Genomic DNA, 14,312 nt, shown 5'->3' with positions numbered 1-14,312 from the left:
ATATGCAGGCTGATGGGAGGGGCAAGATGAACGCAGAGCTAGCGGAGCGCCACAGGCTGGTAGCTATCGTCACAGGTGCCGCTAGGGGGATAGGTCGGAGCATCAGCGTCACCCTGGCCAGCGAGGGCTACGACCTGGTGCTGGTGGACCTGGACGAGCCTTATGAGACCTCCGAGGAGGTGGAGGACGCAGGAGGCAGAGCGGTGTCCGTGGTGGGGGATGTGGCCCTTGTGGATACTGCCATCCGAGCGCTGAGAGCTTGCCTGGAGAGCTATGGCTGGGTGGATGGCTTGGTCAACAACGCTGGCATCAGCTGCATCCGACGCGCCGAGGAGACCTCTCTGGATGAGTGGGAGCGCGTGCTCGCCGTGAACCTCACGGGGCCCTTCCTGATGTGCCGTGAGGTTGGCAGAGAGATGCTGCGTCGAGGCGATGGCAGCATAGTGAACGTAGCCTCCGTCGCCGGCATCCTGGGCATCTCGGAGCGAGTGGCCTACAACGCCAGCAAGCACGGGCTGGTGGGCCTCACCCGCACACTCGCCGCGGAGTGGGGAGGCCGCGGAGTGAGAGTCAACGCCGTCTGCCCCGGCTGGGTTAAGACCGGTATGGACGAGCGCGACCAGCTCACTGCGGGCTATACAGACGCAGATATCGAGAGCCGCGTGCCCATGGGGAGGTTTGCCCGGTCGGAGGACGTGGCGCAGGCGGTGGCTTTCCTGCTGGATCCCAAGCGCAGTGGCTTCATTAATGGAGTCTGCCTGCCGGTTGATGGAGGCTGGCACAGCGACGGCAGCTGGGACAGCCTCCGTCTAAGATCCCGCCGACCTTAGGACTACACCGATACCCCGAGGGGCCCACGTGCTATCTGGAAACTTAGCACGCCCAGCCTGCGAACCAGGGGCGTATAATCTCCCGAGGCTGTCCGAGATAGAATCTCTACGAGTTGATTCGACCACTCGGCGGAGTCTCCCTCGAGCACTAGGTCTACATCCCGCCGCAGCTGGGGGAGGTTGCTGGCCTGCAGGACCGGCACCAGCGGGTGCCCGGTGATACTCCTTCTGGCAGGGCACGCCAGGACCAAGCTGGCGCTGCACGCCGCCATGCCGGCTAGGGTCTCGGACCAATCGCGCGAGAGCGCCTCCATCACATACACGCCGGGAGTGTTGGGCCTATGTCCGAACTCTAGCGTGGGCTCTCGAGAGAACTCCCATGCGAGAGGAGATGTGTGAGGTATGACTACCCTACCCCCGTCTCCTGCCAGCGTGGCCGCCAATTGGGAGAGCGTGAGCAGCATCTGTGGGTCCGTAGCTTCTGTCCACAAGCCCAAGCACAGCTCCGCGAGGCTGCCCTCCTCCCTCTCGATCGGCCGACAGCTCTCGAGCTGTCGGCGAAACCAGAGCTCTATCTTGTCGAGCACCCGTCGCATACCGCCGTCCAGCTGTACGCTCGCCCAGCCGTAGGTGTCGGGGTCTATGCCCAGGCGCTCGAGCTGCGGCCTCATGTAGCCGTTGTGCGTCTTCTCACAGCCATGCTCCAGGAGCAGGGCCATCGATACCGCTGGATGCAGTAGGTGGTTGATCATCAGCTGGGTGTAGAGCTCCTGGGAGTGGCCGGAGGAGACTCCGCAGCCTTCGGTGTGGGGGAGCGATACGAAGCGCGATATGACCTCCGGCCTAGAGTGCTGCGCGTTCAGCCGCTCGGCTCCAAGCCTGGCCACTTGGCTGGCGCAAAGGCTGGTGGGTAGCACCAAGCCAACCCTCTCGATATTGGCTCCCCTCGGCCCCCTGTACAGCCGCGCAGTCAGATCCAGTCGGGCGCTGGGCGTTGACCTAGGAACTACTGGCCTGTTCGGAAGCCGCTTGATGACCTGCCTAGGATCGACTATTTGTGTCTGGCGCCAGTTCCGCCAGATGGAGACTTGGGAGTGTCCGGCGCGCTCGCCCTTGGTGCGCTCCCCTGACGCTGCACGCAGGAGCAGCGCAAACGCCTCGAGCGCGAGATCATGCATCCCCTCTCCGTCGAGGTACCTGCCGGCGTTGAAGTCCATCTCCTCCGAAAGCAGGTTGTAGCGGCCAGTAGTAGTCACGACCTTGATCGTGGGCACGAATGGGAAGTTGGTCACCGAGCCATTGCCTGTAGTGAAGGCGATCATATTGCAGCCTGCAGCTACCTGTCCGGCCACGCTCTCCAGGTCGTTGCCGGGACTGTCCATGAAGTAGTACCCTGGCATAACCATTCGCTCGGCGTAGTCTATAACGTAGTCCAGCAGCTGCTCGGCCGGCTTCTTCATCGCCGCCCCCAGCGACTTCAGCGTGATGTTGTAAAGTCCCCTCAAAACGTTCCCGCCCGAAGGGTTGCTCTCGGGTGTGTGCCCGTGCCAGGAGAGCAGTTGCTTGAACCTGTCGATCACCTCCAGGAAGCGCTCGGCAGTCTCTCTGCTGCGCACGCGCTGGAGGATGTGTGCCTCGGCGCCCATCAGCTCGTCGGTCTCCGCCAGGTTGGCGCTGCCGCCCCAAGCCACCAGCTCGCGGGCGACCAGCCCCACCAGCGGGTTGGCCGAGATTCCCGAGAAGGCGTCCGATCCCCCGCACTGCAACCCCAGGCGGAGGTGCTCCAGGGATGACCTCACCCTCTCGCTCCGCCAAGCACCGCTTTCCAGGATCCTCATCACCTCTCCTTCAGCGAGCCGCATCTTCTCCTCGAGGTCGGCGTCCACGGTCAGCCATACATGTGGAACGTAAGCCAATGGGTAGCCGTGTGTCTCCATGTAATGTCTTAGCAGTGTGTTATCCACCGGTCCCATACCATCGTCCACGCACAGCACGGCCCCAACGTTGGGGTGCACGATGAAGCCGGCGAGCGTGCGCAGCAACAGCTCGAGGTTATTGGGGGGCACGTCCTCACCGCCCTCGGTATGGTCCACCGCCACCACCCCGTCCAGACCCTCTACGCCCTCGGCCAGGTGGTGCGTGCTCCTCTCTAGAGCCCGCACTATGCCGGCGACACGCGAGTTGGTCGCTAGCAGCACTACATAGTTGCGCGTGCCAACGCCACGACCCCCCTCGCGGGGGTAGCCCATGAAAGTCGGCGGGGCCTCCGCGCGGTACAGCCTAATCGGCGTGCCCAGCCCATCAGTGATCATCTCGGTAGCATCGAGTTGGAAGGGGACGATCGGCTGATTTTCGAAGTTCGCCTGCCGTGCGACCCCCCGCACACCATGCTCCTCCAGCACCTCCAACACCCTAGGCGAGCACAAGTGCTCACCAGGCAGGACGTCCTTCGTGGCTACTCCAAACGGCCATCTCCAGGAGTGGATGCTCTGACCAGTGCGTATCGTACGGACGGCGAACCTATGCCCTTCAGGGATGAAGCTGCGGATGGTGAAGGATCCATCCCTATGCCGCACCTGCGTGCCGGGCGGCAGGTCCCGTACGGCGACGGCGGCCTCGTCGCTGGGTGCGGGTAAGCGGGCTATGTCATCTAGATCTACGTAGCGCATCGACCTTCCTTTAGAATCGCTGTTGTGTGTTCGATATCAAATAGGATAGCATCTCTTTGAGTACCCTCGCGGTTACAAGAAAGCACTTGTGGAGGTGGATGGTGGTCTCAACTAGGTTGCTGCTTGACACGGATATAGGGACCGACGTGGACGATTGCCTGGCGCTGGCGCTCATTCTCAAGTCACCCGAGATCCAGCTTGAAGGTGTCACCTGCGTGTACGGCGATGTGGAGCTGCGAGCGCGTATGGTGCTCAAGATGCTCCAGCTTGCTGGCAGGAAGGATGTTCCCGTGTGCATGGGTTCGCGTAAGCCGCTGCTTGGGCTGCGCCCTGTTTACTGGGCGGGACACGAGGGCAAGGGGATGCTCGAGCCTGGGGACGAGGCCCTGGCACCCTCGCAAGAGCACGCGGCGGACTTTATAGCGCGGACCGTGATAGAGAATCCCGGGCAGATACATCTGCTGGCTATAGGCCCGCTTACTAACGTAGCGCTCGCCTTCCTGCGGGAGCCACGGTTGGCGGATAACCTTGCTGGCCTCACCGTCATGGCCGGCGCAATCCGTGGCAGGGGTGGCTTCGATCTGCCGTACGTCGAGCACAACGTGCGCTCGGATCCGGAGGCGGCCCATATAGTGTTCTCGTCGGGTGTCAGGGTACGCATGGTGCCGCTCGATGTGACCATGCGGGTGGCGATCCGTCGCCACGGGGTGGACCGCATCAGGCAGGGAGGCACACCTTTTCATGAGCTCGTCGCCCGCCAGGTGGAACTTTATCCCCATTTCGCCGAGCACGGCTTTACCTACCTGCACGATCCCCTCGCAGCGGCATCGATCGTGCGTCCAGAGCTGCTGGCGTTCGAGTCCCTCCACATCGACGTCGAGCTTGTGGGCAGCTATACCGCTGGCGCGACGCTCGCGAGACAGGAGTCGGACGCCCTCATCAATGCCGACGTGGCGCTGGCGGTGGATGCCCCCGCCTTTGAATCCTTCCTTGTAGAGCGCTTGAGCTGCTAGGGGGCTCATCTCCTACCCTTCACGGAGCGTGATCCGCAAGGCGTACGCGTGATTGCAGGGCCTGTGGGAGGGCATCCACACCCGCAATCCCGCGTCGTCCTGCGTCCACTTCAGATCCCCCGTACTCCCCAACAGCTCCACCCTAACTATCCGCTCTGTCGGCAGCTCTTTGGGCTCCAAGGTGCTTATCACGGCCTCGCCTTCCGGCCAGCCGAGCAGGATGGCGTACAGCCTGCCGGGGCGTGTGGTGAACCTGATGTCTTGGGCTGTGAACGGCCGCCGTTTGGTGTCGCTGAACTGCCCCTCCACCACCTGCGTCGGGCCTTCGCCGTAGCGACGCCAGGGCCTGGTCTCGTAGATGGCCTCGCCGTTGACCTGCAGCCACCTGCCTATCTCGCGCAGTATCTCCTGCTCCTCCTCCGGGATGGTGCCGTCTGGCTTGGGTCCCACGTTTAGGAGGAGCGCCCCGTTCTTGCTGACGATATCCACCAGGTCTCCGATAATATGAGTGGGGGTCTTGTACTCCTGCTGTTGCACGTAGCCCCAAGAGTTGTTGGAGATGGAGGTGTCGGTCTGCCAAAAGAAGGGCTTAAGATCTCCTAGCTGTCCTCGCTCGATGTCCAGTACGGCGGTGCCCGGCGGGAACGCGTCATGCTTGTAGTTGATGGCTACTCCAAGCCCCCACTCCTCGCCTCGGTTGTAGTAATGGGCAGCGAACCGCTGCAGGTACTGCTTGAACACCGGCTGCTCGATCCACCAATCGAACCAGAAGAGTTGGGGGCGGTAGCGGTCGACCAGCTCGATGCAGCGCGCCAGCCAGTCCTCAAGAAACTCTTCATTGGGCTGGGTGTCCTCGGGCTGAGCTGGGCCATAGAGGTCAGCGTAAGCGGGGTCGCGCACGTCGGAATCGAACTCGGTGCCTGGGTGGAAGAACCACCAGTGCTCCGCCCTGTGGCTGGAGAGCCCGAAAACGAGGCCGCGCTCTCGAGCGGCCTCGGCGATCTCGCCCACTACGTCCCTGCGGGGGCCCATACGTGCAGCGTGCCATCGGCTGCGCTCGGTAGCGTACATGGCGAAGCCATCGTGGTGCTCGGCCACGGGCACCACGTAGCGGGCACCGGCCTCCGAGAAGAGGGCGATCCACTCCCGGGCGTCGAAGCGCTCTCCCCCAAACATCAGGATGAAGTCCTTGTACCCAAACTCTGACTGCGGGCCATAGGTGGTCACGTGATGTTCGAACTCGGGCGTGCCTTGCCTGTACATGTTGCGTGGGTACCACTCGTTACCGAAGGCCGGCACGCTATAGACCCCCCAGTGGATGAATATACCGAACTTGGCATCCAGGTACCACTTAGGTACCTCCCATTGCGCCAACGACTCCCAACTTGCCTCGTACCTTTTGCCCTTTATCACCTCTCTCCTCCTAACGATGTTTGCTTCTTCAGGCTCACTTGCATCCTCTCCCTTGTGACCCCTCCTGGAGGCTCCGCTGCAGGCTATAACAGCCGCGGCCAGCAGCTGTGCTCCAGCTGTCAGCAGCTGCCGGCGGGATACCCTCAGGCGTTGCACGGACGCTGACTCTCCAGGTAGCGTAGTGACCGGGCGATCGATTGCTGGATGTGCACGTCGTCCCAATCCTCGGTACCATGGTACACCAGTACCCAGGGAGCTTCTGGGCAGTACCTGCAGGCCATCTCCATCAGTCGCCTGAAGTCCACGGCGCCTCCCCCACCCGGTATCTGGCTATCAGCTCTGTGCCACCATATATCTTCTACGGTCTCTCTGGTAGCACCTATCTCCATGTCCCACATGTACACCACTCCTATCGCCTCGCCCAGCCGGATGAGCGCCTGCTCATAGAGCTCTCCCGCCACGTAGAGATGTGGGGGCGCCAGGCATATACGTGCGGCGGGGTGCTGCAGCGCTTCCAGCAGAGCCTCCATCTCATCCACCGTCTCCAGCGTATCGAGGTGGTTCTCGAAGGCTAACTTCAACCCTAGGTCATGAGCTAGATCCAACCAGTGCTGTAGCTTCTCCAGCTGCCAGGTGCCGGGCCTCTTTGGCGTTCTGCCCCCCATCACTGCGTAGCGAGCCCCTATCTCTGCTGCGAACCTGAGCTTGGCCTCCACCGGCTCGCTGTCGAATACCGATACCACGGTTGCCTTGAGCCCGTACGCCTCAAGCTCGCTCCTGACCTCTTGCGGGGTATCCTTCTCAGGATCGAAGTGGTGAGCAAAGCGCGGGACCGACCACAAGTCCACCTCCTCGATTCCAAGCTCCGCGATCAGGGACAAAACCTCTCCTCTCCGCCTCTTGCCGTACATAAGCGTGGCTACCGTGACTGGCTGCCTCGAGAGCAGATGGCTCTTGAGGCGCGTGTTAGTGCTTCTGCCTAGCTGGGGTGGAAGCTGCCTGGGGTTCGCGCTCCGGCCAGTTAGCATCGACCTCATCGCCGCATCTATCACCCTATGGGCATCGATAGCGCTTGCGATGTCAGCTGCATGCCGCTGTTGCTCACCGCGGATCACCTTGGCCAGCTCCTCGTACAGGGCTTGCGTCATATAGGCATCCTGATCGAACGCCCTTGCTTGCACCTCCTCGATACTACCATCCAGGAACTGCGCACGAGCACTGTGACCGTGAACGAACCTAGCCCAGCCGCGTGACCCTAGGACATCGAGCTTGTACTCTAGCCAGAAGGTGCCTGCTTGCTCGGGTACATCCGGCGCATGTGCTCCCAGATGGAGCATAGCCCTGATGTTCCCGGGATAGCTTAGCTCCATGATGGTATCCTCAGGCTCCGAATGGGCCGGGCACCACTGGTTCCTCTCCGGATCTAGGCTTACGGGGCCCTCGCAGAATGCCCTGACCTCGAGAGGTATTGCACCTAGCATCCAGTTGAGCATATGTATGAAGTGCGTGCCTTGTGCGGACACCCCGCCCTTGGTGGTGCCCACGAGTGTGTGCAGGGTGCCCAATCTTCCTTCCCGTATCCATCTGGCCACGGCAGCTATCTCATCTGCCCAAAGGGTCTCGTGACACACAGTTATGAAGGTGCCTGCTTGCCTTGCGGCCTGCTGGATCTCTAAAGCCTCCTGCAGGGTATTAGCCAGGGGTTTCTCTACCAGCAAGGACTTCGGAGCATGCTGCAATATCTCCCTTATGATGGCCAAGCGCAGCGTTGGTGGCGTGATGCAAGAGATATGCTCGGGCCCTTCGTGCTCGATAGCTTGGTGCAGCGACGTGTAGTACCTAGATATGCCGTATGTTTGGGCTGTACGCTGTGCCTTTTCGATATCTACATCGCATACCGCCACGAGATCGAAGTTATCGCTTTGCGCCAAGGCTCTAGCGTGAGCTTGTCCGCGTGCGCCACAACCGATGAGCAGAGACCTGACGGGCTGCAAGGCACCACCTCCTAGAATGGATTTACACCTTACTATTGACAGCGAACTTGAACCTGATTATACTCTGACTCAACCATAAATTGAATACAAAATACAAAATTCATAGAATAGGGTCCGGATTGTATGGCTACTCTAAGTGGCAAATATGAATCAAACGAGGTTGATGCCGAAAGGCGTAGGGCTGTTGAGGAGATGTTTGACTTGCTGTGGGGACGGAATGGGAAGACGTACCTCCCCACGGCCGTGGACCATGCCTATCAGATGATATGGATCAAGCTTATAGGTGGTGAGAAGCGGTACGGCGAGAGACTCTCGGATGTAGATCTTGCGGCCGAGCTGGGCCTCAGCAGGACCCCGGTTCGCCAGGCATTGCACCGCCTTGCTCAGGACGGGTTGGTTAAGTTCGATCCCCGTAGAGGGTTCTCGGTTAGGGAGTTCACCGCTCGGGATATAAGGGAGATATTTGAGGTCCGTGCCGCACTGGAAGTGCTCGCTCTGCGGCTGGGAGCGCGTAAGCTCGAGAGGCCGCAGCTCAAGTTTGAGTTGGCTCAGCTGGAGTACGTGCGTGCCCACATGGACCAAAACCCAATATATCTGTTCCTTCAGAACGACCTGCGGATGCACAACATGATCATACGGGCATCGGGCAACTCGCGGCTGATCCAGATACTGGCCACTATACGTAGCCAGCACGGGCTGTTCCAGTTCCGAGACAGCTTCTATCCAGGGAGGATCCTCAGAGCGCTGGAGGATCATGAGCGGATACTCCTCTGCTTGCTTGAGGGTGATCTCGTGCAGGCGGAGGAGCAGCTAGCCCAACACATCAGGAACTCTATGGAGGGCATTCTAGTGGATCTCTTTGGAGAAGGGGGTGATGTATGAGCCCATCGGCTTGTCCATGGTGATAGTCTCTCCTTTCACGACTATGTGCAGCAAAGCAGGAGGAAAGTGATGGCTGGAGAAGCAGGTAAGGAGTTCCTAAGGGAGCTCGAGAAAGAGATGACGGCAAGAGGCTATTCCAGAAGGGATTTCCTCAAGGTGGTGAGTGCTATGGGCGCATCGGCCTTCCTCGCGGCCTGTGGGGCCCAACGCAGGCCACAGACGGAGGAGGGCATGGCTGCGGCGGGTACTCCTGTTGCTGGCAACACGCCGACCACGGCCCCCTCAGCAGCACAGCCCACCCCTCAGGTGAAGATGGAATGGCCGTCGGCAGAGGCGCTGGGATTGAAGTGGCCCAAGACCGCTGTCCCCGAACCTAAATCCAAGGTCGAGATCAGCGTGGCTCACGCTTGGGATGCTGTGTTCTGGACAAGGCAGGTGGAGTTTGACAAGCTCTTCATGCAGCGCCATCCGAACATAGTGGTCAAGGCCGAGAACACTCCCTGGGGAGACTTCCTCCAGAAGTACGTGGCTCAGGCTGCGGGCGGCACGATGCCGGATGTGATGTACGTACACTTCTCTTGGGCGCAGCAGCTCATACAGCAAGGAGCCATTATCCCGCTGGATGACTTCATAGCTCAGCAGGACGATTTCAACATAGATGATTTCACCAAGCCTTCGCTCGTGTCTTACAGGAAGGACGGTAAACTCTACTGCGTGCCCTACGATGAGGGACCAGGTATCCTCTACTACAATAAGGATATATTTGATAAGGCTAAGATAGATTACCCCTCGGACGACTGGACGCTACAGGACCTGAAAGAGGTAGCTATCAAGCTTACCCAAGGTGAGGGTCCGAAGAAGCAGTTCGGATTCGCCAATACGCCATCGCCCGGTGATGCTACGATGGCTCCCGCTTACTTATTCCCATTCGGTGCTCAGTACGTGAGCGAGCCCAATGAGGACAAGTGCCTGATAACCCAACCGGTGGCGATCGACACGATGGAGTGGTGGATGGAGCTCAGGCTCAAGTACGGAGCTACACCCAGCCCAGCTGATCTGGAGACTCTTACCTGGCCAGCAATCCAATTTGGTCGTATCGCTATGCAGCTTGATGGTTCCTGGGCCACACCGGTGATCAACGCCAACGCCAAGTTCAAGTGGGACGTGGCCAAGTGGCCGAAGGGGCCGAAGAAGCACTCTACTTTCAGTGCAGGCAGCGGCTACGCCATAACCAAGGACAGCAAGAACACCGATGCTGCCTGGATATATCTCAATGAGTACCTGTCCACGGCCGGGCAGATCTTCATGTGGGCCAGTACGGGCAGGGGTAGCCCGGCGCGCAACTCCGCCTGGCCTGCGTATCTGAGCTCCAAGTACGCCCCTCCTAGTGCCAAGATCATCCAGGAGTCATTGAACGAGTTTGCTAGCCATGCGATCCTTGATAAGCCTACCGCCGCGCAGGTCACACAGAGGGCTGGGGCCGTCTGGGATAGGGTCATCAACGGCAAGTTGAGCGTGAGAGAAGGGCTGTCCCAGGTGTGCAGGGAGATATCGCCTATCCTTGCCCGGAACCGGGAGTAGCGGAGAGTTGCGATGCAGATAGCCTTGGGACGTGGACTGACCTTTCGCAGGCATAAGAGCACGATGAGTAAGTCTGCCAGGCGTGAGGAACTGGAGTTCTACTTGTTCATATCTCCCTGGTTGATAGGTTTTCTCCTGTTTGGAGCTGGCCCCATCGTGGCTTCTGCGCTCATCAGCTTCACCGACTGGTCGCTGCTCTCATCCCCTCATTGGATAGGGATCGAGAACTACCGTCGCCTCTTACAAGACCCGCTATTCTACAAAGCGCTGGTCAACACGATCTACTTCGGTGCGGGCAGCGTGATCCTCGGGGTGATAGTCAGCTTCCTGCTGGCGCTGCTGCTTAATCAGAAGGTGTGGGGGATGCCTTTGTTCCGCACCATCTTCTACCTGCCGTCCGTTGTGGCAGGTATCGCCACAGCGCTGCTGTGGGTTAATATATTCCACCCGGACTTCGGAATGATCAACTACGTGCTTGGGCTGTTCGGCATCCAGGGACCGGGCTGGCTGCAATCGGAGGAGTGGGTGATTCCCGCCCTGATCATCATGAGCGTGTGGGGTGCCGGTAACACGATGGTGATCTACCTGGCGGGATTGCAGAACATACCAGAGCATCTCTATGAGGCTGCAGCCATCGACGGGGCCGGCGCTTGGTCCAAGTTCTGGCATGTGACCGTCCCAATGATATCACCAGTGATCTTCTTCAACCTGGTTACTGGTTTCATCGCGTCTCTGCAGGCATTCGTGCTCATCCTGGTGATGACCAATGGGGGACCAGCGGATGCCTCGCTCGTCTACGGGCTTTACATCTATCGGCAGGCATTCGAGTACTTCGATATGGGTTACGCTTCAGCGCTTGCCTGGGTGCTCTTTGTCCTAATAATTCTCATCACCGCCCTGCAGTTCAAGTTCGCTCAGCGATGGGTGTACTACGAGGGCGATATCAGGGGGTAAGCTAATATGAGGACCGAAGTTCAGGTAACTCCTTCTGGGAGGGTCATAGCCAGGAGAACGGCACTCAGCAGTGTGCGGTTGACGAGGCGTCTGCATCGCATCCTCATATATGTGCTGCTGATCCTTGGGTCGATCTTCTACGTTCTCCCGTTTATGTGGATGATCAGCACCTCCCTCAAGCCGTCGCAGGAGGTCTTCACCTTCCCACCTCAGTTCTTGCCCACCCATTTCCAGTGGCGCAACTACATCGAGGGCTGGACGGCGCTGCCTTTCAACACTTTCCTGAAGAACTCCCTGATCGTGACTTGCTCCAACGTGGTCGGCAACCTGATCTCGTGCTGCCTGGTGGCGTACGGCTTTGCACGCCTGAGGGCGCGTGGCAAGGGATTGCTCTTCCTCATGGTGCTGGCAACCCTCATGATACCGCGCGAGGTGACGATAGTGCCGACATTTATTCTCTTCAGCAAGCTGCACTTGGTGAACACCCTGTGGCCGCTGATCCTGCCGGCTTGGTTCGGCTACCCCTTCTTTATCTTCTTGCTGCGCCAGTTTTTCATGGGTATACCCTTGGATCTGGATGACGCAGCCCGTATAGACGGAGCCTCAAACCTGCGGATACTCACGCACATTATCCTGCCTTTGTCCAAGCCGGCGTTGGCCACGGTCGCCATATTTGCTTTCGTCGGTAACTGGAACAACCTGCTCGATCCGTTGATCTACCTGCGTTCGACCGAGAAGTTCACGCTGGCGATCGGGTTAAACCTCTTCCGGGGCCAGTACTTTACGCAGTATAACCAGCTCATGGCCGTATCCATACTGACCTTGCTGCCTATACTGGTCATCTTCTTTGTAGCGCAGAAGTACTTCATTCAGGGCATCACGCTCACTGGCATGGGAGGGCGCTAACAATCTTAGTCCGTGGAGGATGCACCTATGGGGAACCTGGAATTGCCCTACAGGCAGGTACACCTGGACTTTCATACATCTGCTGCGTGCGAAGATGTGGGCAGGGACTTCGATCCCGAAGAGTTCGTGCGCACCCTCAAGATGGGCCAGGTAGAGTCCATCACGATATTTGGCAAGTGTCACCACGGCTTCTCTTACTATCCCACGCAGGTGGGAACCCAGCACCCAAACTTGGGGTTCGACCTGATGGGCGAGCAGATCAGGGCATTACATGAGGCTGGCATCCGGGCTCCCATCTATGTGAGCATCATGTGGGATGATCTGGCTGGCGAGCAGCATCCCGAGTGGGTAGTGGTAGACAGGGAGGGCAGGATGGTGATGCGGCCGCCGCTGACCAACTATTCGCCGCTGGAAGGTAAGATGGGGTGGACCACCTTGGACGTCTCCTCCGGCTACGGGGACTACGTGGTATCCCAGATAACGGAGATCTGCGACAGGTATCCGGTCGATGGTTTCTTTTTCGACATATGCTTTCCTATCTCCAACTATTCACCTTGGGGGCAAGCCAAGATGCGTGCTGCAGGGGTCGACTTAGCTGATGAAGGTGAGGTCTCGAGATACGCCTGGAACAGGTTGTGCGAGTTCTTCGAGCGCGTATCCTCGTTGGTGCGTTCCAAGGCGCCAAATGCTACTATCTTCTACAACGGTACTGTGTCTCCGCACCTAGCTAAGGTACTTAGATACCAGACGCATGTGGAGATAGAGAGCCTGCCGACATCAGGGCTTTGGGGATACCTACACTATCCGGTGGCTGCAAGGCACGCTAGATCTTTGGGCACGCAGTTCCTGGGCATGACGGGTAGGTTCCACAAGGCTTGGGCTGATTTCGGAGGACTCAAGACGCGCAATCAACTAGACTATGAGTGCGGAGTTATCCTCTCTGCCGGTGGCCGTATATCCGTGGGGGATCAGCTGCATCCCAGTGGCAGGCTCGACCCTGCGGTCTACAGGCTTCTTGGCCATTCTTTCGGGAGGGTGGCTGCGCTCGAGCCTTGGCTGCGTGGCGCTAGCCCCTTGGTGGAGGTGGGGGTAGTTCTGGGCCATGACCCTGGATCTCCGATGCGCTACTCCCAGGGCGTGGAGGGGGCGGCGCAGATGCTGCTGGAGAGCGGCGTGCAGTTCGATATCGTTGATCCCTCCTGTGTGGACCTGACGAGTTATCGCCTACTTATCCTGCCTGAGGACGTGGTGGTGGATGAGCAGCTTCGACAGATGCTGCAAAGCTACATCGAGAGCGGGGGAATGCTCGTCACCGCTGCTCCCCAGCAGTTGCCCTCTCTGCCAATCAGTGCCTTGGAGCAGGCCCCTACAACCCCTTCCTACTTTAGGGTAGGCGAGGATCTAGCAAGGGGTACGGAGCTTGACACCGACTATGACTACGTTTTTTATGATACGGCCTACGTGGTCAGGTCTCAGGAAGGTGTTAGGACAAGCGGTGACCTGCGTCGGGCCTTGTTCAACAGAACTTGGGAGCACTTCACCAGCCATGCGCATGCTCCCGTGGGAAAGTCCTTGGATAGCCCGCTGGTCATTTGGGGAGACCGTGTGTTGTACTTTGCTGCGCCCTTATTTGGTGCCTACCGCCGCCATGATTACTGGGCCTACAAGGCGGTGGTGATGAACGCCCTTGCCGCCTATCTACCGAATCCCGTTTTGAAGTATCAGGGTCCTGGCTGGGTGGAAGCATCGCTTCACCAGCAGGAAGCGGCGGGCATCTCCCGGAGGATAGTGCACCTTGTGGCCTATACTCCCAGGAGGACCATGCAACCCATACCACACGTGGACCAGGGGGCTAAGGTGACCGGGATACGCTTGGGCGTGCGCAGCGATGGCGTCCATCTCCGGAGGGCTTACCTTGCGCCGGAGGGCGGTGAGCTAGAATGGCGGCAGGAGGGCGATTACGCTTGGGTTGAAGTTCCTCACGTGGGAGCCCACACGGTAGTGGTGTTGGAGTACTAGCTGCATGCCCATCCCCTCGAAGACCTAAGTGGGGACAGAGGCGCATACATA

At 59.3% G+C, this 14,312-nt stretch carries 10 protein-coding genes; 7 read left to right on the top strand and 3 right to left on the bottom strand.

Annotated features, from left to right (window positions below):
- The first annotated feature begins 26 nt into the window (after positions 1-26).
- Positions 27-830, top strand: coding sequence for an SDR family NAD(P)-dependent oxidoreductase (locus tag N2245_RS07905; protein WP_494536188.1), 804 nt, complete (start codon positions 27-29; stop codon positions 828-830).
- Positions 831-832: 2 nt separating this feature from the next.
- Here N2245_RS07905 and N2245_RS07900 read toward each other — a convergent pair whose 3' ends face one another.
- The gene (locus N2245_RS07900) at positions 833-3,499 is read right to left on the bottom strand and encodes a UxaA family hydrolase (RefSeq protein WP_494536187.1); all 2,667 of its coding nucleotides are present in this window, start codon (positions 3,497-3,499) and stop codon (positions 833-835) included.
- A 98-nt stretch (positions 3,500-3,597) separates the two neighbouring features.
- Between N2245_RS07900 and N2245_RS07895 the strand changes: the two genes are divergently transcribed.
- Complete coding sequence (locus N2245_RS07895; RefSeq protein ID WP_494536186.1) at positions 3,598-4,512, top strand: nucleoside hydrolase; 915 nt, start codon at positions 3,598-3,600, stop codon at positions 4,510-4,512.
- 12 nt (positions 4,513-4,524) lie between these two features.
- On the opposite strand, the gene N2245_RS07890 is transcribed toward N2245_RS07895, so the two are convergent.
- Both N2245_RS07890 and N2245_RS07885 read right to left on the bottom strand, forming a co-directional pair.
- Entirely contained in the window at positions 4,525-5,925 is a 1,401-nt protein-coding gene (locus N2245_RS07890; protein WP_494536222.1) for an alpha-L-fucosidase, read from the bottom strand.
- A 143-nt stretch (positions 5,926-6,068) separates the two neighbouring features.
- Complete coding sequence (locus N2245_RS07885) at positions 6,069-7,919, bottom strand: Gfo/Idh/MocA family oxidoreductase (protein WP_494536185.1); 1,851 nt, start codon at positions 7,917-7,919, stop codon at positions 6,069-6,071.
- A gap of 123 nt (positions 7,920-8,042) precedes the next feature.
- Between N2245_RS07885 and N2245_RS07880 the strand changes: the two genes are divergently transcribed.
- From N2245_RS07880 to N2245_RS07860, 5 genes are all read left to right on the top strand, one after another.
- Positions 8,043-8,801 carry a GntR family transcriptional regulator gene (locus tag N2245_RS07880; protein WP_494536184.1) on the top strand — a complete coding sequence of 253 codons (759 nt, stop codon included), beginning with the start codon at positions 8,043-8,045 and terminating at the stop codon, positions 8,799-8,801.
- Between the two features lie 69 nt (positions 8,802-8,870).
- Positions 8,871-10,382 (top strand): ABC transporter substrate-binding protein, encoded by a 1,512-nt coding sequence (locus tag N2245_RS07875; protein ID WP_494536183.1) that lies wholly within the window; start codon positions 8,871-8,873, stop codon positions 10,380-10,382.
- Positions 10,383-10,394: 12 nt separating this feature from the next.
- Complete coding sequence (locus tag N2245_RS07870) at positions 10,395-11,336, top strand: carbohydrate ABC transporter permease (RefSeq protein WP_494536182.1); 942 nt, start codon at positions 10,395-10,397, stop codon at positions 11,334-11,336.
- 6 nt (positions 11,337-11,342) lie between these two features.
- Positions 11,343-12,242 carry a carbohydrate ABC transporter permease gene (locus N2245_RS07865; RefSeq protein ID WP_494536181.1) on the top strand — a complete coding sequence of 300 codons (900 nt, stop codon included), beginning with the start codon at positions 11,343-11,345 and terminating at the stop codon, positions 12,240-12,242.
- Positions 12,243-12,269: 27 nt separating this feature from the next.
- A complete protein-coding gene (locus N2245_RS07860; RefSeq protein WP_494536180.1) occupies positions 12,270-14,261 on the top strand; it encodes an alpha-amylase family protein in 1,992 nt (663 codons plus the stop codon).
- Positions 14,262-14,312 lie beyond the last annotated feature (51 nt).

The sequence above is a fragment of the Thermobaculum sp. T2p genome (assembly GCF_059335935.1).
Note: the sequence above shows the minus strand (reverse complement) of the source record. Positions and strands in the feature narration are given on the sequence as shown.

Coding starts and splice junctions, on each gene's coding strand:
- N2245_RS07860 (WP_494536180.1), top strand. CDS start 12,270: ATGGGGAACCTGGAATTGCCCTACAGGCAGGTACACCTGGACTTTCAT.
- N2245_RS07865 (WP_494536181.1), top strand. CDS start 11,343: ATGAGGACCGAAGTTCAGGTAACTCCTTCTGGGAGGGTCATAGCCAGG.
- N2245_RS07900 (WP_494536187.1), bottom strand. CDS start 3,499: ATGCGCTACGTAGATCTAGATGACATAGCCCGCTTACCCGCACCCAGC.
- N2245_RS07905 (WP_494536188.1), top strand. CDS start 27: ATGAACGCAGAGCTAGCGGAGCGCCACAGGCTGGTAGCTATCGTCACA.
- N2245_RS07880 (WP_494536184.1), top strand. CDS start 8,043: ATGGCTACTCTAAGTGGCAAATATGAATCAAACGAGGTTGATGCCGAA.
- N2245_RS07870 (WP_494536182.1), top strand. CDS start 10,395: ATGCAGATAGCCTTGGGACGTGGACTGACCTTTCGCAGGCATAAGAGC.
- N2245_RS07895 (WP_494536186.1), top strand. CDS start 3,598: ATGGTGGTCTCAACTAGGTTGCTGCTTGACACGGATATAGGGACCGAC.
- N2245_RS07875 (WP_494536183.1), top strand. CDS start 8,871: ATGGCTGGAGAAGCAGGTAAGGAGTTCCTAAGGGAGCTCGAGAAAGAG.